Annotated in this window: 10 protein-coding genes; 1 reads left to right on the top strand and 9 read right to left on the bottom strand. The window is 68.3% G+C overall.

From position 1 onward, the window contains the following. Positions 1–225: 225 nt before the first annotated feature. From H1A17_RS00790 to H1A17_RS00755, 8 genes are all read right to left on the bottom strand, one after another. Positions 226–1,701, bottom strand: a complete 1,476-nt coding sequence (locus H1A17_RS00790) for a family 43 glycosylhydrolase (RefSeq protein WP_375372778.1) — start codon at positions 1,699–1,701, stop codon at positions 226–228. Between the two features lie 16 nt (positions 1,702–1,717). Then, the gene (locus tag H1A17_RS00785) at positions 1,718–2,773 is read right to left on the bottom strand and encodes an arabinan endo-1,5-alpha-L-arabinosidase (RefSeq protein ID WP_194820762.1); all 1,056 of its coding nucleotides are present in this window, start codon (positions 2,771–2,773) and stop codon (positions 1,718–1,720) included. Positions 2,774–3,047: 274 nt separating this feature from the next. Next, positions 3,048–4,688 (bottom strand): ricin-type beta-trefoil lectin domain protein, encoded by a 1,641-nt coding sequence (locus H1A17_RS00780; RefSeq protein WP_309236654.1) that lies wholly within the window; start codon positions 4,686–4,688, stop codon positions 3,048–3,050. 21 nt (positions 4,689–4,709) lie between these two features. Then, complete coding sequence (locus H1A17_RS00775; protein ID WP_194820761.1) at positions 4,710–6,101, bottom strand: glycoside hydrolase family 43 protein; 1,392 nt, start codon at positions 6,099–6,101, stop codon at positions 4,710–4,712. A 213-nt stretch (positions 6,102–6,314) separates the two neighbouring features. Then, complete coding sequence (locus tag H1A17_RS00770) at positions 6,315–7,838, bottom strand: alpha-N-arabinofuranosidase (RefSeq protein ID WP_309236653.1); 1,524 nt, start codon at positions 7,836–7,838, stop codon at positions 6,315–6,317. Between the two features lie 23 nt (positions 7,839–7,861). Beyond that, positions 7,862–8,722: a carbohydrate ABC transporter permease gene (locus tag H1A17_RS00765; RefSeq protein ID WP_309236652.1), complete on the bottom strand. Its 861-nt coding sequence runs from the start codon at positions 8,720–8,722 to the stop codon at positions 7,862–7,864. Further along, a complete protein-coding gene (locus H1A17_RS00760) occupies positions 8,719–9,678 on the bottom strand; it encodes a carbohydrate ABC transporter permease (RefSeq protein ID WP_194820760.1) in 960 nt (319 codons plus the stop codon). Before H1A17_RS00760 ends, H1A17_RS00765 begins: the two co-directional genes overlap by 4 nt. A gap of 69 nt (positions 9,679–9,747) precedes the next feature. Beyond that, a complete protein-coding gene (locus H1A17_RS00755; RefSeq protein ID WP_194820759.1) occupies positions 9,748–11,109 on the bottom strand; it encodes an ABC transporter substrate-binding protein in 1,362 nt (453 codons plus the stop codon). A 294-nt stretch (positions 11,110–11,403) separates the two neighbouring features. Between H1A17_RS00755 and H1A17_RS00750 the strand changes: the two genes are divergently transcribed. Next, positions 11,404–12,426, top strand: a complete 1,023-nt coding sequence (locus H1A17_RS00750; RefSeq protein ID WP_194820758.1) for a LacI family DNA-binding transcriptional regulator — start codon at positions 11,404–11,406, stop codon at positions 12,424–12,426. Here the strand turns inward: H1A17_RS00750 and H1A17_RS00745 are convergent. Next, complete coding sequence (locus H1A17_RS00745) at positions 12,409–14,658, bottom strand: alpha-galactosidase (protein ID WP_194820757.1); 2,250 nt, start codon at positions 14,656–14,658, stop codon at positions 12,409–12,411. The genes H1A17_RS00750 and H1A17_RS00745 overlap by 18 nt on opposite strands. Positions 14,659–14,720 lie beyond the last annotated feature (62 nt).

The following is a 14,720-nucleotide window of genomic DNA, read 5'->3' as shown; positions in this document are numbered from 1 at the left end:
AGATTGCCGTCACCGGCGTATGGCCACCGTGAAACACTTGTTCGCCGGCCAAGCGGAGTCCCGGGCGCGTCCATATCCGACGTCCCGTGAAGGCCGCTCCTGTTCAGCGACGACACGAATGAGTGCTGACGCCCGGCCAGGCGGCGCGGGGCGACCCGGTCCGGTGGTCGCTACCCGCGCCCGGAGGGACTGCGGGGTGCGGGTAGCGACCGGGACCTGCGCGTGCTATTCGCCGGAGGGTGCGGTCAGCGTCGTGCCCAGCCGTACCGGAGTCCCGAAGTTGGGCGTGCCGTCGGCGTTCCAGGTGAACTTCTGGGCGCGGGTGGAGCGGTTCATGTCGCATCCGCCGGAGGCGGAGTCGTTGGCGTGGTAGACGATCCAGTCCTCGGTGCCGTCCGGTGACCTGAAGAACCCGTTGTGGCCGGGCGCGAACACACCGTTCGCGTCGCTGCGCTGGAACACCGGGGTGGACTTCTTCGTCCAGTGCGCCGGGTTCATCGGGTCGGTGCCGGTGAGGGTGAGCAGCCCGAGCTTGTAGTCCGGACCCCAGCAGGCGGAGGCCGAATAGACGACCATCACCTTGCCGTTGTGGTAGAGCGGCTCGGGTCCCTCATTGACCGCCCCGGTCTGCCGTTCCCAGGACAGCGTCGGCGAGGAGAGCCGCGCACGGGAGCCCTGCAGGGTCCAGGGGTTGGACAGCCGCTGGATGGAGTTGCTCTGCCCGGCACCGTCGCCGCCATACGTTGCCATCAGGTAGAGGCTGCTGCCCACCTTCAGCACGCTGGCGTCGAGGGACCAGTCGCTGCCGAGGTCGGCCTTGAAGGTGTACGGGCCCATCGGGTCGGTGCCCGCCGATTCGAGGACGTGCAGCCGTTGGGTGGGGTTGTAGTCGGGGACGTTCCGGCCGGCGGTGTAGTAGAAGTACCAGCGGTTGCCGTTCGGGCCGTTGATCAGGTGGAACTCCGGCGCCCACATGTTGCAGCAGCCGTTGGGCCGGCTCGACAGGTTGAAGATGACCTGGTCGGGCGCGGTGGCCAACCCGGCCAGGGTGGTCGACCGGCGCATGGTGATGGTGGAGTTCCAGGTCGTGGTGGCCAGGTAGTAGTAGCCGTTGTGGTACTGCAGCCACGGGTCCGGGCCGTTGCGCTTGATCGGGTTGGTGAAGGTGCGGGTACCGGTGCCGGTGCCGAGGGCGACGAGCTGCCACTGCTGGTTCGCGCCGTCGAGGTCCTGGTACTGCGAGACCTTGGCACCGTCGGCGGTGGACCACTCCCAGACCTCGAGGGCCTTGCCGCTGTTGCGGTTGATCAGCCGGACCTGACCGCCGGCCGAGTCGGCGAGCCGGAACTGCTGGCGGGCGTCGTTGCGGTCGGTGTTCTGCACCAGCTGGACGCCGTCAGCGGTGGTGGGCAGGTCGAGCACCTTGCCGCTGTGCACCGACTGCAGCCGGTACCAGCCACTGCCGGAGTCGAGGAACCGCCACTGCTGCCAGGCGCCGTCGTTGCGGGTGTACTGGTTGATGGCGGCACCGTCGGTGGTTGCCAGGTTGTAGACATCGAGGGCCTTGCCGCTGTTGCGGTTGACCAGCACGTAGGACACGTTCGGCTGCACCGTGGCGGCCTCGGCGGCCGGGGTGGCGACCGCCGTGCCCGCCACGGCGAGCATCGCCACCGCCCCGGTGACCAGGATTCTGCGCATCATCGGATCCCCTTCCCGGTCAGTAGACGAACGGCCAGCCGGCGTTGTCGTAGCCGAGCAGGTTGATGCCCAGCAACGAGGCGCCGTTGTTTGCGTAGTAGTGGTAGACGAGAACCTCGGCGTCGGTGTCGGTGAACACCGCCTGGTGCCCGGGTCCGTGGATGCTGCCGTGCCCGGCGAGCACCTGGGTGCCGCCCCCGGCGGTCATCGCCACCCCGTTGCGGTCGACGTACGGCCCGGTGACCGAGGTCGACCTGCCCACCATGACCCGGTAGGTGCTCGCCGCACCCTGGCAGCACCTGTCGAACGACACCCACAGGTAGTAGTAGTTGCCATGCCGGACGATCACCGGGGCCTCGATCGCGCCGCCGTTGCGGCCCGCGATGCTGCGCACCGTCGTGTCGGAGCGTTTCCCGGTGGCCGGGTTCAACGCCACCATCTTGATGCCCGACCAGAACGACCCGAAACTGAGCCACCACCTGCCGGAGGCGTCGACCACCAGATTCGGGTCGATCGCGTTGAAGTTGTCAGAGGTGCGGGACTCGATCACCAAACCCTGGTTGGTCCAACTCCCGGAGGCACCGGTCGTGCTCGTGGCCAGGAAGATCGCCGACCGGTTCGACCCGAACGTCGAGGCCGAGTAGTACAGCCAGTACCGGCCATCACGGTAGGACAGGTCCGGCGCCCACAGATTGCGACTGCCACCGGTGTACGTCGTGGTCCACGGCGCACCGCCCGGGAACACCGCACCCGCGTTACGGAACGCGGTCCGGTCACTGGACGTCTTGAGAGCGATGTTGTCACCGGTGTGCGCCAACAGGTAACCACCACCGGGACGAACCACGATCGTCGGGTCGTGCACCCCGACGTCGCCGGTGACCCGGCCCGGACCCGGGTAGGACCCAGGCGGTGTGGTGGGCGTCGCCGCCGCCCGGGGCGCCGCAGTCCGGGAGGCGGCCGACGAGGACTGCGTTGCCGAGGCCCCGCCGGCCGCCAGAACGGCGACGGACAGGGACAGCACCGCCAGGCGGCGGAGGGTGGGCGTTTTCCGTACGGGTGAAACTGAAGTTGTCACGACTACTCCTGGGGACGGGGCGCCGGGCAGCCCGATGGCCTGCGGGAACGGCGCGATGGGTGGTATGTCGTTCGGTGGCTTGCGGTGGATCAGCGCGCATCGGTGGTCGGGTGCGGATGGATGTCGGAGACGGGGTCAGGGGGCCATGGATGCCCGGAGTTTCACGAGCGGGAGGCTCGGTCGGCGTCGGCCCACCGGTCGGCACGGTGGACACCGGTCCGACGGCTCCCCCGCTGCGTCGTTCGTTCCGCGCGGGGCAGCCCGTCCCTGCCCGTCAGACGCGCGTCCATCGTTGGTGGGACGCGCCGGAGCAGGTCCACAGGACCAACGGGCTGTTGTCGGCCGTACCCGCTTGACTTACGTCGATACATTTCCCCGATTGCCCTCCTCGGATGGTGCCGTCGGCCTGGCTCGTCCACTGCTGGTTGGTGCCCGTACCGCAGGCCCAGAGGATGACCCTGGTGCCGTTCGCGGTGCCGTTGCTCTCGGCATCGAGGCACTTCCCGCCAATGCGGAGTTGCCCCGAAGCCGCGGTGACGACCTGCGTGATGCCGCCGTTGCAATCCCAGATGACCGCCTGGGCGCCGTCGGTCGGCGCGCCGCCGAGCACGTCCAGGCAGCGACCGGAGCCCACGCCGCGCAGGCCGAAGGAGGTGGTGGGCGTCGACGAGCCGGTCCGGACCCGGTACATGACCACACCGTGCGGCGGGACGGTCGCGCTGATCGCCGCGGCGGTGTTGCGGGACGCTCTGGTCCAGACGTCGGCCAGGGTGTAGCTGCTGGCCGCCGGCATGCCGATCTCGGTGGCGGTGGTGGACACGGTCGCGGTGCTGCCCGAGCGGTTCAGCAGGGCGACGGCGCCCGAGCCGTCAGCGAGGGTCTTGGCCCACACCTCGGTCTCGCCGAAGTCGCGCACCCGCCGGGCCTGCCGGCCCGCGCTGTCCTGGTTGACCGCCAGTACGTCGGGGTTGGTCAGCACGTCACGGACATCGGCGGACATCGTGGTGATGTCGTTGCCGGCGATCAGCGGCGCGGCCATCATGGCCCACATGCTGAAGTGCGCCCGGTTCTGCGTCGGGGTGAACGTGCCGCGGACACCGACCTCCAGCATGTCGGGGTCGTTCCAGTGCTGCGGGCCGGCCCACGCGGCCAGGGGCGCCTGGACGTCGAGGATCTCGGTGACGCCCATGAAGCAGTCGGCCCGGCAGCCGGTGCTCCACCGGTCGGTGATGTCCTCGGTGGTACGCCACATGTCTGCGACGTTGCTCCAGTTGTAGGACGGACCGGTGTTGGAGTGCGCGCTGTTGGAGTTGATCGAGTAGACGATCGGCCGTCCCGTGGCACGCAGCGCGTCGCGCATCTTCGTGAAGCCCGCGATCTGGTCGTTCAGGGTGCCCCAGGGCGAGCACCAGTCGTACTTCAGGAAGTCGACCCCCCAGGACGCGAACGTGTTGGCGTCCTGCTGCTCGTGATTCAGCGCGCCGGTGGCCCCGCCGAGGGCGTTGAAGTACTGGGCGCAGGTCTCCTCACGAGGTGCCTGGTAGATGCCGAACTTGAGGCCCTTCGAGTGGATGTAGTCGCCGAGCGCCTTCATGCCGGACGGGAATCGCACCGGGTCGGAGCGCAGGTTGCCGGCGGCGTCGCGGGTCGTGGCCTGCCAACAGTCGTCGACCACCACGTACTGATAGCCGGCCGCGCGCATACCGGAGTTGACCATGGCGTCCGCAGCGCCGCGGATTTTGGCTTCGTTGATGTTGCAGCCGAAGCTGTTCCAGCTGTTCCAGCCCAGGGGCGGACGGACGGCCGGGCTGCCGGGCGCCGCCGAGGCGGGCGAGGCGTGGGTGAGCGCGGTGCCCGCCGCGACGGTGGCGGTGGTGGCGAGGACGGCCAGCAGTGTTCGTATCCGAGATCGCACAGTTTCCTCTGCCTTCGTCGATCAGGAGACACGGAAGGTGGCGTCCTGGCGATCACTGGCGCTGGAACTCGCACTGAGCGGGTCGATGCGCAGCACGTAGTTGGAGTGGCGCAGGTAGCGGTCCGGGAAGTTGTAGGACCGGAACGACGACCAGGTGGAGTCGGCCAGGCCGGGGACCCGCCGGAAGGTCGCATCGGCGCGGAACGTCGCGGTGCCGTCGTTGGCCGCCAGTCGGATCGCGTAGTCGCTGTGCCGCAGGTAGCGCCCGGGAGAGTTGACCGACTCGAACGACACGCCGGTAGAGTCGGCCAGGCCGGCGACCATGCGCCACAGCTGGTCCTGGTGCGGGTCGAAGGGGTAGGCGTCGATTCGGCCCACGTCGCCGGCGTGCCGCACGTAGTAGTCGGGGAAGTTGTACGACTTCAGCCGGACCCAGGACGGCAGGCCCCAGCGGGACACCAGCCCGTCGTACTCGGCCGAGGTGACACCGACGATCGAGCCGTGCTTGGCGCTCAGCGGCGGCGTGTAGTCGCGCTGGTTGAGCAGCGTCCAGGAGTTGCCCGCCACGTTGGAGGTGGACCAGGCGTAGTAGTCGTTGTTGACCGGGCTGAACGAGTCGCCCCACAACCGCCAGCCGCTGCCGGTGTTGTTCTTGATCAGCAGCGGCGCCTCCATCGCGTTGCCCTGCCGCAGGCCGCTGGTGTAGTTGGTGTAGCTGTTCGGCGCACCGGTCGACGACCGGGCGCCGTAGATCAGGCCGTTGGACATGTTCTTGTAGTACATGTAGAAGGTCGATCCGTCGGCCACGATGTCGGCGTCCAGTACCGGGTAGCCGGGGCTGAAGTAGACCTGATTGGCGCTCACCGTCCGGAAGTCCGAGGTGTAGTTGACCATGAAGACGTCGGCGCCGTTGTACGCGGAGTAGACGATCGCGTACTGGTTGCGCGACGGCACCCAGAAGGCGGTCGGTGCCCAGGTGTGGGTGGCCAGGCCGTGCATCCGGATCCGGCGGTAGCCGGTAAAGCTGCGCAGGTCGACTGAGTCCCAGACGTGCAGGTACTGGTTGTTCTGGTTGAAGATGCGTCCCCGCAGGTCGGTGGCGAGCACGACGAACGTGCCGTCCTGCTTGCGCAGGATGAACGGGTCACGCAGCCCGAGCGTGCCGGCGGTCGGGGTCGCCACGGGGTTGTTCTGGTTCAGCGGGCGCCAGTTCAGGCCGTCGGCGCTGACCGCCAGGTGCAGCGCATAGCTGTCACCGCTCTCGTCCGGCGTCTCCTTGAAGTAGCCGAACACGTACGCACTGTTGGCGGCCGAGGCGGCCGACGGCCCGACCAACGCGGCCGCGCCGCCGCCGACGGCGGTCAGCGTGCCCAACGTGGCGAGGCGGGTGAAATCTCTCCGGGACAGGGACACAGCGGTATGCCTCTCTGGTGATTCGGTGGTGGCCGGTTCCAGCGGGGGTCTCCGGCTCAACGACGCCGGGGCACGCGGCGACGGAAGCATCTCGAAGACGCCGAATTCGCGCTTCCTGAGTGTTATCGCTAACATAGACTTATATCTATACTTTGTCCAGACCCCTCTCGTGCAGTATCTGAAGATGACTAACTTAGTTTGTTAGCGCTAACATCAGGAGTTCGGCACGGAGAGCCGAACAGCGGTCCACGACACGGGCGGCAGGGTCGCGCGCAGCACCCCGTCGGTCACCTCGACGTCGGCCGCCGGCCGGGCGACCACCCGGTCCGGGCAGTCCGCCGTGTTCACCGCCAAGAGATCGTCGTCGGCGACCGTCCACGCTTCCGCCACCCGCAGGTCGACGCCGAAGCCCGTCACCGCCACGGTCAGCGTCACCGCCTGTGACTGGTGCCGGTTGACCACGAAGACGGTCACGTCACCGGTGTCCGCGTCGTGGGTGGCGACCGCGTCGAGTGCCGGCACCGCGCCGTACCGCGCGGTCTCGTACGTCGGGCAGCGGGGCTCCACCCTTAGCACCTCACCCCGGGCCAGGCGCGAGGTGATGGCGAAGGGGTGGAAGATGGTCTGCCGCCAGGCCGCTCCGCCGGGTTCGGTGCGGATGGGTGCGATGACGTTGACGAGTTGGGCCTGACAGGCGACGGTCACCCGGTCGCTGTGCCGCAGTAGCGAGATCAGCAGGCTCCCGACCACCACGGCGTCCGCGACGCTGTAGCAGTCCTCGATGACGCGCGGCGCCACCGGCCACTCGGTGGACCCGGTGTCCAGCCGTTCCTGGAAACCGCGCAGGTACCAGACGTTCCACTCGTCGAAGGAGATGTTCAGTCGCTTGGTGCTCCTGAGCCGGGCGCCGACGCTGTCCGCAGTGGCGACCACGCTGCCCACGAAGTGGTCCATGTCCACCGCGGAGGCCAGGAAGCTGGCCATGTCGCCGTCGACCGGCTCGTAGTAGGCGTGCGCCGAGATGTAGTCCACCGCGTCGTACGCCGTCTCCAGCACCTCCGCCTCCCAGGCGACGAAGGTCGGCATCGACGAGCTGGAACTACCGCAGACGACCAGTTCCAACTCCGGTTCGGCGGAGCGCAGCGCGCGGGCAGTCTGCGCGGCCAGCCGGCCGTACTCCTGGGCGGTCTTGTGTCCCGTCTGCCAGGGTCCGTCCAGCTCGTTGCCGAGACAGAACATCCGCACCCCGTACGGCTTCTCCACGCCGTTGGCCCGACGCCGCTCGGCCAGGCGGGTACGGTCGGGATGGTTGAGGTACTCATGGACATCGAGCGCCTCCTGCACCCCGCGGGTGCCCAGGTTGAGCGCGTACATCACCTCGACGCCGGCCTTGCCCGCCCAGCGCATGAACTCGTCGATCCCGACCTCGTTGGTCTCCAGGCTGCGCCAGGCCAGGTCACGGCGGACCGGCCGGTCCGCGACCGGGCCGATGCCGTCCTCCCAGCGGTACCCGGAGACGAAGTTGCCGCCGGGATAGCGCACCAGGGACACCCCGAGCTCGCGCACCAGGGCCAGGACGTCCCCCCGGAAGCCGTCAGCGTCCGCGGTCGGATGCCCCGGCTCGTAGATGCCGGTGTAGACACACCGGCCCATGTGTTCGACGAAGGAACCGAAGATACGCCGGGACACCGGTGCGACGGTGAAGGACGGGTCAAGGCTGAACGAAGCGGCGAACACGGATCTCCCCAGGCTAGAGCGCGTTACTTGAGGCTGCCGACGGCCAGCCCGCCCCGCCAGTACCGCTGCAGGGTCAGGAAGGCGATCACCAGCGGAATGATCGACACCAGCGAACCGACAATGATCAGATTCCACAGCGACTGGCCCCCGCCGTTGTTGGAGCTGGCCAGTTGCGACCACAGCCCGATCCCCACGGTCAGGGGATAGAGCTTGGAGCTGGACAGCATGGTCAGCGGCAGAAAATAGTTGTTCCAGGTGCTGACCACCGACAGCAGCAGCACGGTGACGACGCCGGGCCGCATCAGCGGCAGCGACACCCGCAGGAACGTGCGCAGCTCACCGGCACCGTCGATACGCGCGGCGTCCAACAGTTCGTCCGGCACCGACACGGCCGCGTAGACCCGCATGAGGTAGACGGCGAACGGGCTGAGCAGGGACGGCAGGATCACCGCCCAGATCGTGTCGGTGAGCCCGACGTTGCTCATCATGACGAAGGTCGGGATGACCAGCGCGGTGAGCGGGACCATGACCGAGCCCAGGACGAGCGCGAAGACGACGCCCCGCCCACGGAAGTCGAACTTGGCGAAGCCGTAGCCGGCCAGCACCGACACGATCGTGCAGCCGACGCCACCGGCGAGCGCGTACAGCACCGAGTTGCCGAGCCAGCGCAGATACTCGCCGTTGTTGAAGGTGAACAGGTCACCCAGGTTGTCGAACAGGTGGAAGCCCGAGAACCACAGAGCTCCAGAGCCGGCGAACAGGCCCGGGGCGTCCTTGGTGCTGGCAACCACGAGCCACCAGACGGGCACGAGGAAGTAGCACACCATCGCCAGCAACAACAGTTTCGCCCAGACGTGGCGGGGCCGGCGCCGCACGTCGCTCACGTGAAGATACTCCCCTTCTTGCGCGTAACGATCATGAAGACGGCGACCGCCACGAAGACCACGAAGCCCAACGCGAAGGAGATCGCCGAGGCGTAGTTGAACTGCGCGTAGCGGAAGGCCAGGTTGAACGCGTAGATGTTCGGGGTGAAGTCCGGGGTGACGGTTCCGTTCGCGATCGGGCCGAGGATCTGCGGCTCGGTGAAGAACTGCAGGGTGCCGATCAGTGAGAAGATCAGGATGAGGGTCAACGCCGAGGTCACCATCGGCACCTTGATCCGCAACGCGATCTGGCGGGCGTTCGAGCCGTCCATCCGAGCCGCCTCGTAGACCGAGGAGTCGATACCTTGCAGCGCCGCATAAATGATGATCATGTAGTAGCCGGCCCACTGCCAGGTGACGACGTTGAGCAGGCCGTAGAAGATGTTGCCCTGGCTGAGCAGGAACGGCGCCCGCACATCGAATGCCGAGGCGAGCTGCTCGATCGGTCCGAAGCTGGGACTGTAGAGGAAGCCCCACATCAGCGCGCCGAGGACCGCCGGGATCGCGTACGGCAGGAAGATGACCAGGCGCGAGAAGCGCGCCAGCCGGCCGGTCACCTCGTCCAGCACCAGGGCCGCGACCAACGCCACGATCACCTGTAGCGGGATGACGACGAGACTGAACCGCAGGACGAACCACAGGCCCCGGCGGAACGACGGGTCGCCGAAGGCCCGGGTGTAGTTGTCGAAGCCGGCGAATGTCGTGCCCGTGGCCAGCCCCTTCGTGTAGAGGCTGAGGTAGCCCGCGTAGACCAACGGTCCGATCAGGAAGACCACGAACACGACGAGGAACGGGAGGATGAACAGCCAGCCCAGGGCACCACGTCGAGAGGGCCGGCGGCGGTTCCGTGCCGTGCCGGGCGGATCGGAGACGACGGCGCGGGGTGCGCCCGGCCGGGTGTCGACGGTGGCGGACACGGAGCGTCTCCCTTCTTTCCGAGCGGGGACCCGGGTGGCCGGCGGGGCACGGCGACCACCCGGGCCGGATCACCGAACGGTGAAGCCCTGGGTCTTGGCGTACTTGACGATCTCGTTGTGCAGATCGGTGGCGGCCTGCGCACCGGTCGTCTGACCCGCATTGAGCCTCACGATCTGGGCCTGGAGTTGGGCGTAGTAGTAGACGGTGAACGGGCTGTAGACGGCACCCCGGTAGGCGTTCGCCGCCGGGATGTAGACGTCCCGGTTGGCGGTCTGGCCGTTGAAAAAGTCGCTCTTGGCGTCGACGAACTCCGTGGAGGTCAGCACGCCGGTGTTGAGCGGGAAGATGGTCTGCGACTTCCAGCCGTCGGTCAGTGACGGCTCGTCGGCGTACAGGCCCATCGCGACCTTGGCCGCGGCCGCCTTGTCACTCGCCTGGCTGGTCACCGCGAAGGTGGAGCCGCCCCAGTTCACCTCGACCGGGTTGGCCGGGTCCCACTGCGGCAACGGTGCCACGGCCCAGGTGCCCTTCTCCGTGCCGCCACCGACGCCTGCGCCGGTGAGGTAGCCGGGCGCCCAGGCAGCCGAGACGTAGGTGGCGTACTTGCCGCCGACCATGCCGGAGATGTAGTCCGTGGTGAACTGGTCCTCCTTGCCGACCAGGCCGTTGCGGGCCAGGTCACCCCAGAAGGTGAGGACGTCCTTGGTGGCCTGGTCGTCCAGTTTGATGGTGATGTTCTGCTTGTCGGACAGGTCGTAGGCGAACGGCTGGGCGCCCTTCTGCATGATCAGCGCGGTGGTCACGGCCGGCACGTTGCTGCCGAAGTCGCCGAAGACCGGGCCGCCGGCCGCCTTCACCTTGGCCGCCGCCTCGGCGTACTCGGGCCAGGTCTTCGGCGGGGTCGTGACACCGTACTTCCGGAACACGTCAGTGCGGTAGATCAGGGCCATCGGACCGCCGTCGACCGGGATGGCGTAGACGGCCTTGTCCTGCGATACGTCCTTCCAGGCACCTTCGCTGAAGTTCTTCTTCACCGCATCAGCACCGAACGGCGCGAGGTCGACCAGCGCGTCTTGGATCTCGAAGCCGACGAGCTGGTCGGATTCGAGCATGACGACGTCGGGGGCCCCCTTCTTGGCCGCGATCGCGGTCTGGAACTTCTCGTACTGCGGCTGGCCCTGGCCGGCGTTGGTCCAGCAGACCTGCACGTCGGTGTGGGCGTTGTTGAAGTTGTCGACGACCTTGGCCATGTTCGGGTACCAGGCCCAGACCGAGACGCGGGTCGCGTCCTCGTGAACGATCTTGTTGGTGCAGTTGGTGGGCTTCGCGCGGGGCGTGCCAGCACCGCCGTCACCGCCACTGCACGCGGACAGGCCGAGGACGACCGCCACAGCGGCGAGGAACGCGGGCAGATTCTTGCTGGTACGCATTGCTGCGAGCCTCCTGGGGGACTTCGAAACCGGGTCGCGCACCGGTCGCCACGTTCCTGGGCAGGACGACATGGCCGTACGCGGGCACGGCGCAAAGGCTGTGGCGAGGCGCTACTCGGGGGTTCGTTGGCAGAAGCGAGGTGACAACGCATCGATGAGCATGTGTCGTCTAGGTTACATTGCAGCGCTGCAAAGGACTATGCACCGGGGCCCTGGCTCTGGCAAGAGGCGGCCTGAAGAAAATACGATCGTCACTGCGGGAGACCCTTCCACCCGCCCAGCGGAGAGGAGCCCATGGGGGAAAGCACGCTACGGGACGTCGCGGAGCTGGCCGGAGTCTCGCCCCGCACCGTGTCCAACGTGGTCAACGGTTATGCCCGGGTCACCGACGCCACGCGGAACAAGGTCGAGCGTGCCATCGCCGTGCTCGGTTACCGCCCGAACGTCCTCGCCCGCAACCTGGCCACCGGCCGGTCCGGGCAGATCGTCGTCGTGGTGCCGTACCTTGACACCCCGTACTTCGCGGAACTACTCCAAACGATCATCCCGACAGCCCGTAAGGCCGGCTACAACGTGCTGGTGGACCAGACAGACGGCGACCGCGACCACGAAGTCGAACTGATCGGACGCGGGCCACGGCGCTTCCTGTTCGACGGCATGATCATCAGTCCGCTGGGCCTGTCCCAGGAGGATCTCTCACTCCGCGATCCGACCCTGCCCCTGGTGGTCCTCGGCGAACGCCCTTCCGACGGCACCTTCGATCACGTCGGCATCGACGACGTCGCCGCCGCCACCGAGGCCGTCCGCCACCTGATCAGCATCGGGCGACGTCGGATCGCGGCGATCGGCGACCAGCCCTACCCCACCGGGGAGGCGGCACAGCTACGTACCAAAGGCTTCCGGGCGGCCCACGCCGCCGCCGGCCTGCCGGTCGACGAGTCACTGATCATCAGCACCTCACGCTTCAACCGGGCCGACGGCGCCACCGCCATGGCCGCCCTGTTGGACCGACCGGATCCGCCGGACGCGGTGTTCTGCTACAGCGACCTGGTCGCCTCGGGCGCCATCCACACCGCACTCCAGCGCGGGCTGCGTGTTCCCGAGGACATCGCCGTGATCGGCTACGACGATATCGAGGACGGACGGTACGGTCGACCCACGATCAGTACCATCTCGCCCGACAAGAAGGCCATCGCCCAACTCGCCGTCGAGCGGCTCATCATGCGTATCGGCAGCACCGAGCCGGTGCTCGGGATGGAACTCCGCGCCGCCCACAAGCTCATACCCCGAGAAAGCACGCTACGGGACGTCTCGTGACCGGATGAAGGCGTTGCCGGCTGCCGAACCGGCGGTGCTCCGCAGCACGATCAGGTCGCTGCGGTGGTCGGCGCCGATGGGTTCCCAGGCGGTGGGGCGGATGCCGACGGCCATCAGGGTCCTGCCCTGCCAGCGCGACCCGGCGGCCAGCCGGCCGGGTACGCCGTCGGTGTCGCCCCCGGCGACCACCTCGTAGCACGCGTCCGGATCCAGGGCGGTCAGCCGCAACCACCGGCGACCACTCTTGGCGTTTCCGTACGGGTGGTAGACGAGCACGACGACCTGGTCGTCGAGCAGGTACTGCAGGGCGGACCGCTCCACTCCGGGCCGTCCACCGAGCCGGTACTGCCGGCCGTGTTGGATGGTGCGGCGCACCATCTTGTACTGCGCGATCAGTGCACGGGCTTCGTCCAACTCGGCGGCGGACCAGCGGGCCAGGTCGACCCCGATGCCGAGCACACCGGCCATGGCGACGTGGAAGCGGTAGCGCAACGGCGTCGACCGGCCGACGTTGGCGTTCGGCGAGTCGGTGACCCACGCGGACATGACGTTGGCCGGGTAGAGCTGGGAGACGCCGTGCTGCGCGGTCTGCCGGTCGACGGGATCGGTGTTGTCCGACGGCCACGCCTGGTCGATGTGGTGCAGGATGCCGAGGTCGAGCCGGCCGCCCCCACCGGCGCACGACTCGATCCGCAGTCCCGGATGCCGGGCGCGCAGCCGGGCCATGACCTGGTAGACGTGCCGGGTGTGATCGATCCAGACATGGTCCTGGCCCTGACCCTGACCGGGCCAGCCCGCCTGGGTGAACGGCCGGTTCATGTCCCATTTGAGGTAGTCGAGGCGCAGGTCGGTCACGAGCCGGTCGAGCCACCCCAGGGCCCAGTCGCGCACGTCGGTACGGGCGAAGTTGAGGACCAGTTGGTGACGTTTGCGGTCGCGACGGCGGTGGTCGAGGTGCAGTGTCCAGTCCGGGTGTGCCCGGTAGAGGTCGCTGTCCGGGCTGACCCCCTCCGGCTCCACCCACAGCCCGGCCTTCATACCCAGCGCGCGGACGCCGTCGAACAGGCCCTGCAACCCGTCGGGGAACCGATCCCGGTGCGGCCACCAGTCGCCCAGCGAGCTGTGCTCGTCGTCGCGCCGGCCGAACCACCCGTCGTCGACGACGAACAACTCGACGCCGAGCGTGGCCGCCTGCCGGGCGAGCGAGAGCTGTTCCGGTTCGGTGACCGCGAAGCCGGTCGCCTCCCAGGAGTTGTAGAGCACCGGACGGTCCTCATCGCCGGCGGGCAGGATGTGCCGACGGATGTGGTCGTGCCAGCCACGGCTGGTGCCACCGAACCCGTGGGCGCTGTAGAGGCCGAGGACCGTCGGGGTGACGAGCTCGGCCCCGGCCGGCAGCGGCCACCGCAATCCATCGTGACCGAATCCCGCGGTCACCGCGGTCCCGCCCTCCGGCCGGCGGGTGGTGGTCATCCGCCAGCTGCCGCTCCAGGCCAGGGCGACACTCCACACCTCACCGGATTCCTCGCCGGCGTCCCCGGCGTCGATCATGATCCAGGGGTTGGCATGGTGGCCGGTGATGCCCTGCCGGCTGGTGTAGGTCAGCTCACCCACCGGCAGCCGGCCCTGCTGGAGTTGACTCTCCTCCGCCCAGGCCCCGGACGCCGCCCGGTACCGGTAGTCCTCGGCATCGGGGATGAACCAGCTGCCGCAGTCCAGGCGGCTGATCTCCACGGCCGCGTCGCCGCCGGCCCGGTGCCGTACGGTCACCCACCGGGCGATGGCGTTCGAGTCGGCGTACGGGCGGGCGTGCAGCACCACGTCGATCGGGAAGGTGCGGTCTTCCAGCGCGATGTCGAGCTGGTCCACCCCGTCCCCGGAGGCCGCGTCGACGCCGACGAGCCGCAGCTCCAGCGACCGCACCTGGTCCACCGCGACCTGGAGGGCCGGTAGGCCCCACCGCAGGCCGCCGTCGACCGGCAGCAGTTCCTCGACCTCGACGGGGCGGGAGAAGCTGGTCACGTGCCGGCCTGCACCTGAGGGGCTATCGGGCCCGGCCGACATGGCGGCGGCTTCCCGGGCGGCCTGCGGCGGTAGGATCGGGCCCCAGTACTTCTGCAGCACCAGTGCCTCGCCGGTCGCCTGGTCGATCTCGATGCCGATCACGTAGGTGGAGTCGCGGGTATTGAGTGCCCACAACCGGCCGGTTTGATCGAGGGACACCAGCGACACTACGTCCTCCGTGCATTAAATCGGGCAGAGCGTCCGGCGGCCGAGGGGCCAGGCAGGGTTCA

Origin of the sequence: Micromonospora sp. S-DT3-3-22, assembly GCF_015354745.1 — a bacterium.
Taxonomy (GTDB): Bacteria; Actinomycetota; Actinomycetes; order Mycobacteriales; family Micromonosporaceae; genus Micromonospora; species Micromonospora wenchangensis.
The sequence above is the reverse complement of the archived record's forward strand: the minus strand, read 5'-3'. Positions and strand labels throughout refer to the sequence as shown.

Coding starts and splice junctions, on each gene's coding strand:
- H1A17_RS00790 (WP_375372778.1), bottom strand. CDS start 1,701: ATGATGCGCAGAATCCTGGTCACCGGGGCGGTGGCGATGCTCGCCGTG.
- H1A17_RS00755 (WP_194820759.1), bottom strand. CDS start 11,109: ATGCGTACCAGCAAGAATCTGCCCGCGTTCCTCGCCGCTGTGGCGGTC.
- H1A17_RS00750 (WP_194820758.1), top strand. CDS start 11,404: ATGGGGGAAAGCACGCTACGGGACGTCGCGGAGCTGGCCGGAGTCTCG.